We start from the raw sequence: 12901 nt of genomic DNA on the forward strand, positions 1-12901 counted from the left end.
CATCGCTAAAACCTTTAGACTATTTATTAATTTTGCTTGCTTTTGGGGTGATATACACCTACTTCAATAAACTTTTATTTGTTGGTGGAGATATAAAGAACGATTTACTATTTTTCCGTCACTCACCGCAGGCGTTTTTGGTAGCATTACAACCCTTTATCATCGGACCAATCCTAGAAGAGTTAGTTTATCGTGGTGTTTTGATGACTAGTTTTTTTGAGAAATCAAAGTTTTACTTAGATTGCTTACTATCTGCTGTAATGTTCTCAGTAGCTCATCTATCTTCTTATGGTTTTAGTTTAGAGGTATTTAAAAACTATGCTTTTCTTGGTTTAATTTTAGCGATTCTTTTTAGAAAAACACGTTCGATTTATCCATCAATTCTTGTTCACATGGCGTGGAATATTTATCTGAGCTGGCATCTGATTGCATTTGTTTTCTTTGCTCAATAAATACAAAAGGAGATATTATGGAAAAATTCATAAAACGATATGGTTATCTGTTAACATTATTGGCAGTTACTTATATCTGGGTACGCTTTATATTACTAAACGTTCTCAATTATCAACAAAAATTAATCTATACAGGCATTTATTTCATCTACATCGTGTTGGTGCTTTTAAAAGTTTATAAACAGTAAGATAGGAGAAATATCAGGTGTCAAATCAGTATCAACAAAAACTTCTACTTGCCTCTCCTCTTCTTTTTTATGTCATCTTTTTTCGTTCATTCCCATGTCTGTTAGGAAAAATCGTTACCGAATATGCCATTAATGATTTTTTGGGGACCATTCTATTATGCGCTTATTACACCCTTGTTAGTTTATTATTAGTGGGATATTTATTGAAACAAAATGGCAGAGCTTTTTTCAAAGTGAAGTTTCATAGCTACTATGTTAGAGTTGTTGTATTACTAGCTCTAGCAAATCTTGCCCTTTCAGCTGCGCTTCTCTGTTATCTCCCCATATCTTTAAACCAAGAATTATTAAATGAGAGTCGGATAATTTCAGCAGAAAATGTATTGCTAGTGAGATTTTATTGGGGTGGCATTGTTGCGCTAATTAATGAAGAATTATTTTATCGTGGTGTTCTCATGTCAACTTATTTTAAACATTCACGTTACCACCTAGATATTTTAGTGTCTGCTATCTGTTTTGCATCCGTTCATGTTATCTGGTCATCTTGGTCATGGTTTGATTTCATTCAGTATATCCCAGCTGGGCTTTCTTTGGGATTGATTTTTAAATGGACAAAATCCATTTATTATCCGATTTTATTACATTTTCTAGTCAACTATGGTCCTAAAATCATTTTTATGATATTAACCTAAAACCCCAGCCATAATAATGACTGGGGTTCATTTTTATAATCCGACTTCTTTTAAGGCGTCTGCTAATTTGGCAAATTCGGCAATTGAGAGGGCTTCTCCGCGAATGGATGGTTTGATTTCTGCGATTTCAAGCGCTTGTTCAAGTTTGGCTTTGGTTTCGTCTGCTTTTCCAAAATGGCTTGTTAGGTTGTTCCAAAGGGTTTTGCGGCGGTGAACAAAGCTAATTTTTGAAACACGGAAGAAGAAATCTTCGTCTTTGACTTGAACGAGCGGTTGTTCACGGCGAGTCATTTTTAAAATCGCTGAATCCACATTTGGTGCTGGTACAAAGACTGTACGTGGTACAACAAAAGCAACTTTTGCTGTCATGTAGTATTGCACCGCGATTGATAGTGAACCGTAAGCTTTGGTATTTGGTTCTGCTGAGATACGGTCCGCCACTTCTTTTTGCATCATTACGACAAATTCTGCAAATGGGATTTTTGATTCAATCAAGTGCATCAAGATTGGTGTTGTGATGTAGTAAGGAAGGTTTGCCACAACCTTGATTGGAAGGTCTGGATTAGCAAATTCTTTGATACGGCTTTGAAGGTCTGATTTCAAGATATCTTCATTGATGACTTTGACATTGTCAAAATCGCGAAGCGTATCAGCCAAAATCGGAATCAAACGGTCGTCAATTTCAAACGCCATAACTTCAGCAGCATTTTCAGCCAAAAATTCTGTCAAAGCACCGATACCAGGACCAATTTCGATAACGTTGACATTCTTATCAATCTCAGCAGTATCCACAATTTTTTGTAGAATGTTAGTATCTGTCAAAAAGTTCTGTCCAAATGATTTTTTAAAGGTAAATCCATGACGCTCAAGGACAGCACGCGTCACACTGTAATCAGCAATTCTCATAATTTAGTTAACTACCTTATCCACAAGTTATCCCCAGAATAAGGTTTTGTCATTCCTTTCGTTTCTGTCAATGCAAGTTACTATTGTATCACATCTGGCTTAAACGTGAAACACTTCTGAGCTTTCGCATGGTAGCTGTGATGTGTAATTGTTTTTCTAAATAATTGGTATTCAGTCGTTTTTTCTTGGCTTCTCTTGGTAAATAGAGATAGAGGCATTCACTTCCTGCTCGCAAGATCTCATCACCAAAGTCAGTTTCTAACAGGTCAGCTAACTTATCCTGCGAAAACTGGTCATTTGTAAAAACAAGGTGAACACGTGAAACGTCATAGCTTTCATCAAAGGGATTTTCAATAATTGCCGTTGTAAGCTGCGGTTGCTCTTTAAGAACAACAGATAAATCAGCTCCGATTTTTTCCTTAATCGTATCATGAATCAAGGTGCAAATAGCATCATCAGCTAAATCCGTCTCAAAAACAATATTGCCACTTTGAATATAAGTCTTGACGTTTTCAAGACCTGCTTCTGTTAAAATCTCTGCCAGATAAGCCATTTTAGGAATACGATTCTGCCCAACTGGCGTAACTCCCCGTAAAAGCGCAACTTTTTTCATCCCTCATATCTCTCCATAGCTTCTTCGACTTCAGCCAGAGTGATGCCAAAGAGTTCTAAGCGTTTAAGGAGTTGTTTACCGTTGCTGTAGCCAATACGGAGTTCTTCTCCAAGATATTCACGGCGTTTGCGGCTATCGCCCCCCATTAACAGCCCCATGCGCATCAAATCAGCTTTTGTGATGTCAAATTGATTATCATCATCAAAGTTTCCTAAAACATCTTTGAGAGCTTTTTGTAAGTCTTCAAAGCTAGCGTGTTCAACACCAAGTGAGCGGCCTTTACTTTTTGATTTTGGAACGGCTTCACCACGATTTAAAAAGGCATGTTTGACATTAGGAATAGCATTCATGATGATTTTACGGATGCGTTCCCCATTGTAATCGGGATCTGTAAAGACAATGACCCCACGCAGGTCATTTAGTTTTTCAATGCGTTCAAGGTCGTCATCGTTGATAGCTGAACCTCGTGTTTCATAAGTATCAACATCATAAAAACGACGCAGGTTAGCGGTGTCATCTTTCCCTTCAACAACAAGTACTTCTTGAATTTTAATTTTTTCAGTCACAGTTAAATAACCTCTTTGCATTGTCTGATGTTGCTTTTGCCACTTCTTCGCTAGTCAATCCGCGTAGCTCTGCAATTTTATCCACAACATAGCGTGTGTAAGCCGTGCGATTTTCACGGCCTCGTTTTGGAACTGGTGCAAGATATGGTGCATCCGTTTCAACTAAAATCTTATCAAGTGGCAATTTTTGCGCGGCTTCTTGAACATCCAGAGCCTTTTTAAAAGTAACAACACCTGAAAATGAAATCATCATGCCAAGCTCGACGAAGCGCTCTGCCATTTCCAAAGAACCTGAAAATGAGTGAATAATGCCACCACATGGTCCAACACCGACCTCTTTGATAACTTTGTAAGTATCTTCCATAGCATCACGAGTGTGCACAATAAAAGGCAGATTATGCTCTTTAGAAAGTTGAATTTGACGTTTGAAAACCTCAATTTGAACGTCTTCTGGGTCTTCCATCCAATAATAATCAAGACCAATCTCACCAAGACCAACCACTTTTGGGTGTGAGAGATTTGAAGCAATCATGTCCTCAATTTCTTGATTATAAGAACCTGCTTCAGTTGGATGCCAACCGATTGTAGCGTAAATTTCAGGGTATTCTTCAGCTAACTCAATAGCTCGTTTAATAGTTGGTGTATCAAATCCGACAACATTATGTCGAGTGACGCCCATTTCTTTAGCGAGGGCTAATTCTTCTGCTTCACGACCAGCAAAATCATCAGCGTTAAGATGCGTGTGTGTATCGAAAATTTCCATGCTTTTATTATAACACACACCACAAAAGACACCAAAGCAAGTGCCAGGAAAATCAGGGAAAATTAGATATAATATTCAACAAAAATATTCTTATGCAATCGTTTGCTTTATAGCGATATTTCTTTATAATAAAGGTATATTTAACAAAAGGAAATCTTGATTATGCTATCTTACTTGTGGAAGTTAAAAAAAGAAAATCTTATTTTAATCACTATTATCATTCTTTGGGTTGCAACTAATGTTATGAGTTCTCTCTCTTTAACATGGATGCTTGATGCCTTAATAAAAAGCAATTGGAACCAATTTATTTTTTGGTCTTGCATTGATGTTCTTTGTTGGGCTGGCTATAGTCTTCTACAAATTTGGAAAGATAGTCTGAAAGAAAAACTCTGCCAAAAAGAAGTGAATTTCATACGAGATGATTTACTAAATTCCTTAATTGTTAACACTTATTCTGGCAATAACCATCACACCAAATCTGAATACAACTCATGGTTGATTAATGATATGAATCTTTTAAAAGATAATGGATTCAAACAATTTTATGATGCTATTGAAAGTATTGTAACAGTCGCTTTAAATGCTTTTGCCATTATCTATTTCCACTGGTTATTACTCATCGTCAGTATTATAATGACAACCTTCGTTTATTTTATTCCTAAAGTTTTTGAGGGAAAAATCGCTCTAAGAACCGAAGAAGTATCCAATACCTCTAATCAAGCATTAAATAGAACAAGTGACTACCTAGAGGGCTTTGAAATCTTCTATCACAATAATCAAACCGACTTTTTTAAAAATCGTATTTTAACTGATTTTAGTAAACTTATCAAATCTAAAGTCACGCTAACTAGAGAATCAAGTAGCGCTAATTCCCTTTCCATGATGTCAAGTATTATCGCACAAGTTATAATCTTCATTGCAACAGGTTATTTAGTTATCAAGGGTGAAATCACTACGGGGGTTATCTTTTCAATTGCTAATCTAACTAGCTGCCTATTTAATTACACTAGAGGAGCTGCATACAATATCGTCACATATAAAGCAACTACTAAACTAATTGATAAATACCCTAAAACAATTTCAACCAAAAGAACTATTAGTCTAACAGATTTTAACCAAAACATCACTTGTCATCGGTTAAGTCTCCGTTTCGATAATGGAAAACAAATTACCTTTCCCGACTTTACAATTTCAAAAGGCGAAAAAGTTGCCCTTATTGGCAGCTCAGGTGCAGGGAAGTCAACACTCATTCGTATTTTAACTGGAGAATTAACAGATTATGACGGTGACATTTATTTAGATAGCCATAACTATCAAGAAATATCACTAGAAAGTTTACAAAATATTTTTGCTTTAATTCCGCAGAAAACTCATCTTTTTAAAGATACATTACGTACTAACCTCACGCTTGGTCGTTCTGTGGGTAAGAATTTTTTTAAAGAGGTTTTAACTTTTGCACATGTGGATAAGTTTATCGACAAAGGCTTAGATACTACTTTCCAAGATGATTTATCTGGAGGTCAAGCTGCCAGAATTGCTATTGCTAGAGAATTACTCGGTAATAAGCCAATTGTCATTATGGACGAAGCGGTATCTAATCTTGATAAGCTAACTGCTATTGATATCGAAAGAAAGCTACTACAAACAAACGAACTCACTGTCATCATGATTACTCACCACTTATACGATGAAAATAGAGCTTTATTTGATCAAATTATAAAACTCTGAACATTCTTAGTTACCTCCTTTTTGTTATTCGTTTTTTTATGTAAAAAAATACTATTTTACTTATTTTGAAAAATAAGATACAATAATATCCTAACATTTATAAAAATTAATTGGTTTAACATTCGTAAAAAGGAGAAAACATGTCAACCAAAAATCGTTACCTCATCGCAAGCTGCGGTGTTATCTTGCATTTAATGTTGGGATCTACCTATGCTTGGAGTGTTTATCGTAATCCTATTATCGCTGAAACTGGCTGGAATCAATCGTCAATTGCTTTTGCTTTTTCGCTTGCCATTTTCTGTCTTGGCATGTCTGCTGCCTTTATGGGACAAGTTGTTGAGAAATTTGGTCCTAGGGTGACTGGAACCATCTCAGCTATCTTGTACGCATCTGGAAATATCTTAACTGGAGTAGCACTTGCTAATCATAGTCTTTTACTACTATATCTAGGCTATGGTGTTCTTGGCGGTATTGGCCTTGGCACAGGCTATGTAACACCAGTCTCAATGATTATCAAATGGTTCCCTGATAAACGTGGACTGGCAACTGGATTGGCAATTATGGGATTTGGCTTTGCCTCTCTTCTAACAAGTCCAGTCGCACATTTCTTAATCACCAAATATGATGTTATCAACACCTTTTACCTGTTAGGGGGAGCTTATTTTCTGGTCATGCTTATCGTCTCACAGTTTCTCAAATTTCCATCCTACAGTGAACAGGATGCTGACGACAGTCATAAGCAATTAAGTCAAGGTATTGGAGCTAAAAAAGCCTTAAAAACAGTTGAATTTTACCTGCTCTGGCTAATTCTCTTCATCAACATTTCTTGTGGGCTTGCCTTAATCTCTGTCGTCTCACCGATGGCGCAAGATTTAGCTGGCATGTCTGCTAACCAAGCTGCGATTATCGTTGGGCTTATGGGAATTTTCAATGGCTTTGGCAGATTGCTCTGGGCTAGTTTATCAGACTACATCGGACGTCCCTTAACTTTCTTGATTTTATTTGTCGTTAATATCCTCATGACGGTATCTCTCATCTTCTTCCATGCTCCAGCATTATTTACTTTTGCTATGGCTGTTCTCATGACCTGCTATGGCGCTGGTTTTTCACTGATTCCACCTTATCTGAGCGATATTTTTGGTGCCAAGGAACTAGCAACCATGCATGGTTATATTTTGACCGCTTGGGCAATGGCTGCGCTAGCTGGTCCGATGCTATTAGCTGTAACCTTCTCAGCAACCCAATCATACAAGACAACTCTTATTCTCTTCATTGTCCTATACCTTGTTGCTTTAGCTATAATGCTCTGGTTGAAACAACAAAAAGCCAATAAATACCTGGATTAACCAAACAACCCCTTAACCTATTCTTAGGTTAAGGGGTTCTGTTTTGTCTAGTTTTTTTCAGAGTTGATAAAAATTTTAAAAGTTATCCAAACACATTTTTAAGGAGTAAAGATTGTTGAATCAATGTAAGAATTGGATTAAGATTCCACCTAGAATGAGGACAATAGCCCCTCCTAGTCGATTCGCCATTTGAGCAAAGGCAATCATTTCCATGCGGTTTGCGGCTGAAAGTACAGCAATATTTCCGGTACCACCCATAGAATTATTAATCATACCAGAACCAATAGCTGTTTCAACTGGATACATACCTAGAACCTTACCAAAAATCCAGCTAGCAAGTCCCATTGAAACAACAGATGTTAGACTGATAAGAACGAATTGCCATGTCATAGCTTGCGCAAGTGATGTTAGATCAATCATTGCAAGTCCAATTCCAGCTAAAACAGCATGCGTTAAATTCACCATAATCACACGGTTAAACATGACTACAGCTTCTTCTAATGGTTTTGGAACGATATCAAGTGCTTTGAGGATAAACACAATGATAATCATAAAGGCGTAACTATGCACTTTAGGAATCAAAGCGTTCAAAATCACACCTACAAGGAAAAGAGCAAACGCAATCAACATTCCAACACCGATTTTAGTTGGGTCAGGTGTTACTGGTGCTTTTTCCAACTCATCCTTGCTAACAGGGATAAGTACACCATGTCCATTAAATTTTGTATTAGCAAATCCACGCGCCAACACAATAGCACCAATAATAGCAAAAATATTTCCTAATGTAGTTGCCGGTGCTAATTGTGACAAGATTGATGAGGCATCTGTGTGAAGTCCAGCTGCGTAGATTTTTGATAAAGGAACAATCCCTGCTCCCATACCACCTGCCATTTGCGCAAAGGAGATATACATGACAGAATGTCCAAAGCCCTGACCAAGAAGAGCTCCGACAGCACCTGTTGCAAAGAATCCGACAACCATTGATAAAAGAGCAACAGGGATGAATTTAGCAGATGCTTTCACCAAGAGCTTACGGTTCATTCCTAGAATTGAACCACAAATAAGGGCAGCAATATAAAAATCTAGGAATCCCCAATCACTCATAAAGGCTGAGGTAGCTGCTACAACTGTCTTCGGGATAAGGCCAGTTGTAGCTAGCACTGCAGCTAAAAGAAGGGTAAATACAGAGCCACCACCAAGATAGGTATTCCAAAATGGTAATCTTTCACCAAGGAAGTAAAAGAGATGCCCTAAAACAACTAACATAAAGGTAATTCCCACCATGTTCAGTGGCAATTTATCCATAGCGATAACAGCAGCTAAGACGATAACCAGAGCCGTATAAAGGGGCAATGAAATACCCGCGATTTTAACATCAGAGAATTTTTTCATACGAATGGTTATCCTCCTTCATTAATATTTTGGATACCATTTAAGGTCACGAACAGCTTTAGCCATATCTTTTTCTTCAGCTTGAGCTAAACCTTGTTCTTGAGCTTTTTTAGCAACAGCTTCCGCAACTTTGATAGAAACTTCAGCAACGTATTGGAATGGAGGAAGAACAGGTGCACCTGGTTGACCTGGATCTACAAGACCACTTAGTGAGTGAGCTGCAGCACCAATCATTTCATCTGTAAGAAGTGAAGCTTCTGAAGCCAACATACCAAGACCAAGACCTGGGTAGATCAAAGCGTTGTTAGCTTGTCCGATTTGGTAATCAACACCTTTGTAGCTTACTGTACCTGAAGGCACACCAGTAGCAACGAATGCTTTACCGTCTGACCATTCGATAACTTGTTGGGCAGTTGCTTCTAATTTCTTAGTTGGGTTTGAAATTGGGAAGATAACTGGGCGTTCAGTGTTTTCGCACATAGCTTCAACAACTTCTTTTGTGAAGGCACCAGCATCTGTAGATGTACCAACCAAGATTGTTGGTTTAACTGTTTTAATAACGTTAAGAAGGCTAGTCATATCACCGCAGTCAGCGAAATCTTCACGTTTTTTAGCAAATGGTTTTTGAGCAGGTGTCAAATCTTCCATGTCATCAAAAAGAAGACCTTGTTTATCAATCATGAAGAAGTGTTTGTAAGCTTCTTCTGGTGTCAAACCTTCTGAAACCATTTCGGCGTGAACACGGTCAGCAATACCAGCACCAGCAGATCCACCACCGTAGCATAGGTAAACTTGATCAGTTAATTTTTCACCAGTGATGTCCATGGCACCAAAGATACCACCAAGAACAACGATACCAGTTCCTTGAATGTCATCGTTAAATGTTGGAATTTCTTTTTTGTATTTGTTAAGAATGTTAGCAGCATTTGAACGACCGAAATCTTCCCAGTGAAGGTACAATTTAGGGAACATGTTTTCAGCTGTTTGAACGAATTTGTCGATGAATTCGTAGTATTGATCACCAGTTACACGTTCGTGGCGGTTACCAAGATACATTGGGTTTTCCAAAAGTTCTTTACGGTTTGTACCAGCGTCGATAACAATTGGCATAACTGAAGCAGGGTCAATACCAGCTGCAGCTGTGTAAATCATCAATTTACCAACAGAGATATCCACACCTTGTACACCCCAGTCACCGATACCAAGGATACCTTCAGCATCTGTTACAACGATCAAACGGATATCGCGGTCGCCAGCAGCATTACGCAATGTTTCTTCGATGTTTTCTGGGTGGTTGATATCAAGGTATGCAGCGTATTGTGGATCAACGTACAATTCACTGTATTCTTCGATTGTTTCAGCGATAACTGGATCGTATACAATTGGGTTGAATTCAACGATGTGTTGGTTGAATAGGTAGTAGAAAAGTGTACGGTTAGTGTTGAAGATCTCCATCAAGAAATGACGTTTTTCAAGATTTGATGGCTTACGCAAGAAATGTTGGTAAGCTTGTTCAGCTTGTTCTTCGATTGTTTGAACGTAAGGCGGTAAAATACCAAGCAAGCCAAGTTCTTTACGTTCTTCCATAGTAAAGGCAGTACCTTTATTTAAAAACGGGTTGTTTAGAATTTCATGTCCACGCATGATTTTTCCTCCTGATAGTATATTAAATATGTAGAAAGATCTTATGCGGGTCATTATAAACTTCCAAACTTCTTATAGTCAAACCCATCAGTTTTAATAAATAATATTTATAAGTAGAATCCCAAAGAATATGATAAAATAAGTCAAGGAGGTAGGCATGAACTTACGTGATTTAGAGTATTTTTACCAGTTAGCCAAATCAAAATCCTATACTGGAACAGCGCAGCATTTCAAGGTCAGCCAACCGACAATTTCTTACGCTATCAAACGTTTAGAAAAAGAGTTGGACTGTGACTTAGTCATTAAAGATCCTTCGCACCGTACTGCCGAATTAACCTTACAAGGTGATATTTTCCAAAGTCACGTGGAGGATGTCTTACTACAAATCAAAACAGCAGTTAATGAGGTTCACCAATCACTCAATCCTATGACGACCGTTGGTTTCCCGCCCATTATCTGTAATTATATTTTGACTGAATTGCTGGAACAAAATGAAAACTTGGAACCTTTTTCACAGGTAAAAGCCATTCGTGGCGGTTCAAATAGCCTCATGATGAAATTGCTCGATGGACAAATTGATTTTAGTCTGCTTGGCTCACTAGCTCCTTTAAAAAATGACCAATTGGTCATCCGACAACTCTTCAAAAAAGATTTTTACGTTGTCCTTTCTAAAAATCATCCACTAGCTAAACAAAAAGAATTATCATTCCAAGATATTCTCTTTGAAAAATTCATTCTGCTAGATGAACACAACATCCACTTAACAGCTTTCAACCAGTTAAATCATCGCTATCACGACCAAGCATCTGTCTTATTCAAAATCGATGATGTGTCAGTAATCAAGCAAATGGTTGCTGAAAACATGGGAATTTCACTTTTATCTGATATTGCTCTTGCTAGTGATTCTGATCAACTCGTCAAAATCCCATTAGCAAAAGAGGATAGCATCACATTTTACGTCAGCTATGCCCATTCAAAACATGCTGTTTTATCAGATGAAACTGAAAAACTGATTGATTTGATTGAAAAAGTGTCATAGCAAATAAAACAAAAAACTCAACCCGATAGGGTTGAGTTTTTCCATGTTGAATTTTTAATAGAATGAATCAGGCTCTTTGGTGTAATTTGCCCATTTTTTACTTAGAAATTGTTTGTTGATTTGGTAGCTTGGTTTACTTTGCTTTTCAGTCAAGAACGGGTTAACAGCCTTATCCATAGCTACCCAGCCATTCCAGCCCATGTGGATAGTATCTTGCATGAAGTAAGCCTTATCACCATCTCTTGAGAAATCAGCAATATTTTTAAATCCTTGACTTTGCAACTGGTATTTGATTTTTTCAACTGCTTTTTGGTACATGTCTTCGTTAAGCCCTGTATAATCTGACCATTTGCTATTAACAGGTGGGATAACAAAAAGAACATTCGTATTGTTTTGAGCAAATTGGTTCAATACCAATTGTAGATCGTTGTACTCCGGTGATTTTAAGTAGTTAAATTTACGTTGGGAATTTTTGAGATCCTTCAATCTTGGCTTAATGCGGATATCATAAAAACCATTATCGATGCCGAAAGTGTTACCGCTACTTGCCTTTTTACCAGCTGCTGTCGCCTCTTTTTCTAAACAGTGATATGAAAAAGCATTTGGGAGTTTTTTAGCTTGAGTAACTACTTTGCTATCGTAATGATCAATCACAGAAACGCGACTGAAAAAAGCATCTTCTTTTTGATAAACAACACTTTGAGTTCTGAGTTTTCTCTTATCAGCTGCTGATAATTTTTTGCCTTCAGCTACTTTTTCCATCATGTCTTTGAATGAAGACTCTGGATAAAGTTTCAAGAAACGTTTAGCAGCATAACGATCATAAGCTGTTCCTGTTTGGCTTTGCAAGAAATCAATGGCTTGTCCACTGCTAAAATAGGTTTGAAATGCAGCCGCATTTGCTCCTTTAGACGTAAACCACTGAGGTGAAATGAAATAAACAGCCTGCTTATTTTTCAGCTCACCATTAATTTGTTGAATGCCATAAAAGTGTGTCAATGAAGCAGATCCTCTTTGACCAAGCAAATATGGTGTATAAGAACGATTGTAAGCTTCTGCAATGACAGAAGGGTGCATTTTATCAAAGCGCAGCCACTCACTTGAACCAAAGAAAGGAACGAAACGATGATTTGGATCCGTTAAAGCACGAACCTTTTTATATTTGCTCTTAAAACCTGTTTTGCTTAAGGAAACAGCATCTTTCTTTTCAACTTCTAGGGAGTGAGATTTATTGGAAACAGAGACACTGCCAAGGATAATGAATACAAGTAACAGAGCACAAATAACTGGTCCTAGAATTTGCCAGAGGCGTTTAAGCATTGCGAAGTTCCTCTATTCCAGCAATGATTTTATTAGCAGTATTCCAATCATCACGTCCAAATTCTGAAATTGGAATTTCAATATCAAAATGACTTTCCAATTCAACAATCAATTCGACAGTTCCCATACTATCAAGGACGCCTGCATCAAACAAATCTTCATCCATCATGTCTGAAACGTCTTCCATAAAAAGATCATCAATAATTGCTAATACATCTAATTTAATATCCATTTGCTAAACTCCTTTATATTGAA

The 12901-nt window shown here is 37.4% G+C and carries 14 protein-coding genes; 6 read left to right on the top strand and 8 right to left on the bottom strand.

Features of this window, described 5'->3' with window-relative positions:
• Positions 1 to 137: 137 nt before the first annotated feature.
• Genes JG537_RS09705 through JG537_RS09815 form a run of 3 tightly spaced genes read left to right on the top strand, consistent with a single transcriptional unit; the run spans position 138 to position 1329 of the window.
• Positions 138 to 452: a CPBP family intramembrane glutamic endopeptidase gene (locus JG537_RS09705; protein ID WP_246454260.1), complete on the top strand. Its 315-nt coding sequence runs from the start codon at positions 138 to 140 to the stop codon at positions 450 to 452.
• Between the two features lie 17 nt (positions 453 to 469).
• Positions 470 to 640, top strand: coding sequence for a hypothetical protein (locus JG537_RS02980; RefSeq protein ID WP_157769870.1), 171 nt, complete (start codon positions 470 to 472; stop codon positions 638 to 640).
• A 17-nt stretch (positions 641 to 657) separates the two neighbouring features.
• Entirely contained in the window at positions 658 to 1329 is a 672-nt protein-coding gene (locus tag JG537_RS09815) for a CPBP family glutamic-type intramembrane protease (protein WP_199543437.1), read from the top strand.
• A gap of 33 nt (positions 1330 to 1362) precedes the next feature.
• Here the strand turns inward: JG537_RS09815 and rsmA are convergent, their stop codons facing one another.
• From rsmA to JG537_RS03005, 4 genes are all read right to left on the bottom strand, one after another.
• Positions 1363 to 2235 (bottom strand): 16S rRNA (adenine(1518)-N(6)/adenine(1519)-N(6))-dimethyltransferase RsmA, encoded by an 873-nt coding sequence (rsmA, locus tag JG537_RS02990; RefSeq protein WP_009855016.1) that lies wholly within the window; start codon positions 2233 to 2235, stop codon positions 1363 to 1365.
• A gap of 88 nt (positions 2236 to 2323) precedes the next feature.
• Positions 2324 to 2848 (bottom strand): DUF1697 domain-containing protein, encoded by a 525-nt coding sequence (locus JG537_RS02995; protein WP_199543439.1) that lies wholly within the window; start codon positions 2846 to 2848, stop codon positions 2324 to 2326.
• Entirely contained in the window at positions 2845 to 3414 is a 570-nt protein-coding gene (gene rnmV, locus JG537_RS03000; protein WP_199543449.1) for a ribonuclease M5, read from the bottom strand. The genes JG537_RS02995 and rnmV overlap by 4 nt, the downstream gene beginning before the upstream one ends.
• Positions 3407 to 4177, bottom strand: a complete 771-nt coding sequence (locus JG537_RS03005) for a TatD family hydrolase (RefSeq protein WP_199543451.1) — start codon at positions 4175 to 4177, stop codon at positions 3407 to 3409. The genes rnmV and JG537_RS03005 overlap by 8 nt, the downstream gene beginning before the upstream one ends.
• A gap of 162 nt (positions 4178 to 4339) precedes the next feature.
• Here JG537_RS03005 and JG537_RS03010 point away from each other — a divergent pair, with 162 nt between their 5' ends.
• Together JG537_RS03010 and JG537_RS03015 are read left to right on the top strand one after the other, a co-directional pair.
• Positions 4340 to 5905, top strand: a complete 1566-nt coding sequence (locus JG537_RS03010; protein ID WP_199543453.1) for an ATP-binding cassette domain-containing protein — start codon at positions 4340 to 4342, stop codon at positions 5903 to 5905.
• A gap of 140 nt (positions 5906 to 6045) precedes the next feature.
• Positions 6046 to 7251, top strand: a complete 1206-nt coding sequence (locus JG537_RS03015; protein ID WP_132869676.1) for an L-lactate MFS transporter — start codon at positions 6046 to 6048, stop codon at positions 7249 to 7251.
• A gap of 120 nt (positions 7252 to 7371) precedes the next feature.
• Here the strand turns inward: JG537_RS03015 and JG537_RS03020 are convergent, their stop codons facing one another.
• Both JG537_RS03020 and JG537_RS03025 read right to left on the bottom strand, forming a co-directional pair.
• Positions 7372 to 8643: a 2-hydroxycarboxylate transporter family protein gene (locus JG537_RS03020; protein WP_199543455.1), complete on the bottom strand. Its 1272-nt coding sequence runs from the start codon at positions 8641 to 8643 to the stop codon at positions 7372 to 7374.
• Between the two features lie 21 nt (positions 8644 to 8664).
• The gene (locus JG537_RS03025) at positions 8665 to 10287 is read right to left on the bottom strand and encodes a malolactic enzyme (RefSeq protein WP_199543458.1); all 1623 of its coding nucleotides are present in this window, start codon (positions 10285 to 10287) and stop codon (positions 8665 to 8667) included.
• Positions 10288 to 10444: 157 nt separating this feature from the next.
• Here JG537_RS03025 and JG537_RS03030 point away from each other — a divergent pair, with 157 nt between their 5' ends.
• Positions 10445 to 11326 carry a LysR family transcriptional regulator gene (locus JG537_RS03030; RefSeq protein WP_006530968.1) on the top strand — a complete coding sequence of 294 codons (882 nt, stop codon included), beginning with the start codon at positions 10445 to 10447 and terminating at the stop codon, positions 11324 to 11326.
• 54 nt (positions 11327 to 11380) lie between these two features.
• On the opposite strand, the gene dltD is transcribed toward JG537_RS03030, so the two are convergent.
• Both dltD and dltC read right to left on the bottom strand, forming a co-directional pair.
• The gene (gene dltD, locus JG537_RS03035; protein ID WP_199543461.1) at positions 11381 to 12646 is read right to left on the bottom strand and encodes a D-alanyl-lipoteichoic acid biosynthesis protein DltD; all 1266 of its coding nucleotides are present in this window, start codon (positions 12644 to 12646) and stop codon (positions 11381 to 11383) included.
• On the bottom strand, positions 12639 to 12878 hold the full coding sequence (gene dltC, locus JG537_RS03040) for a D-alanine--poly(phosphoribitol) ligase subunit DltC (protein WP_199543465.1): 240 nt from the start codon (positions 12876 to 12878) through the stop codon (positions 12639 to 12641). The genes dltD and dltC overlap by 8 nt, the downstream gene beginning before the upstream one ends.
• Positions 12879 to 12901 lie beyond the last annotated feature (23 nt).

The sequence above is a fragment of the Streptococcus vicugnae genome (genome assembly GCF_016461705.1).
GTDB lineage: Bacteria > Bacillota > Bacilli > Lactobacillales > Streptococcaceae > Streptococcus > Streptococcus vicugnae.

What these genes read in the sequence shown, in the direction of transcription:
- JG537_RS03005 (WP_199543451.1), bottom strand. Translation starts at nt 4,177, where the DNA reads ATGGAAATTTTCGATACACACACGCATCTTAACGCTGATGATTTTGCT.
- JG537_RS03020 (WP_199543455.1), bottom strand. Translation starts at nt 8,643, where the DNA reads ATGAAAAAATTCTCTGATGTTAAAATCGCGGGTATTTCATTGCCCCTT.
- dltC (WP_199543465.1), bottom strand. Translation starts at nt 12,878, where the DNA reads ATGGATATTAAATTAGATGTATTAGCAATTATTGATGATCTTTTTATG.
- JG537_RS03015 (WP_132869676.1), top strand. Translation starts at nt 6,046, where the DNA reads ATGTCAACCAAAAATCGTTACCTCATCGCAAGCTGCGGTGTTATCTTG.
- JG537_RS02980 (WP_157769870.1), top strand. Translation starts at nt 470, where the DNA reads ATGGAAAAATTCATAAAACGATATGGTTATCTGTTAACATTATTGGCA.
- JG537_RS03030 (WP_006530968.1), top strand. Translation starts at nt 10,445, where the DNA reads ATGAACTTACGTGATTTAGAGTATTTTTACCAGTTAGCCAAATCAAAA.
- JG537_RS03010 (WP_199543453.1), top strand. Translation starts at nt 4,340, where the DNA reads ATGCTATCTTACTTGTGGAAGTTAAAAAAAGAAAATCTTATTTTAATC.
- dltD (WP_199543461.1), bottom strand. Translation starts at nt 12,646, where the DNA reads ATGCTTAAACGCCTCTGGCAAATTCTAGGACCAGTTATTTGTGCTCTG.
- JG537_RS03025 (WP_199543458.1), bottom strand. Translation starts at nt 10,287, where the DNA reads ATGCGTGGACATGAAATTCTAAACAACCCGTTTTTAAATAAAGGTACT.
- rsmA (WP_009855016.1), bottom strand. Translation starts at nt 2,235, where the DNA reads ATGAGAATTGCTGATTACAGTGTGACGCGTGCTGTCCTTGAGCGTCAT.
- JG537_RS02995 (WP_199543439.1), bottom strand. Translation starts at nt 2,848, where the DNA reads ATGAAAAAAGTTGCGCTTTTACGGGGAGTTACGCCAGTTGGGCAGAAT.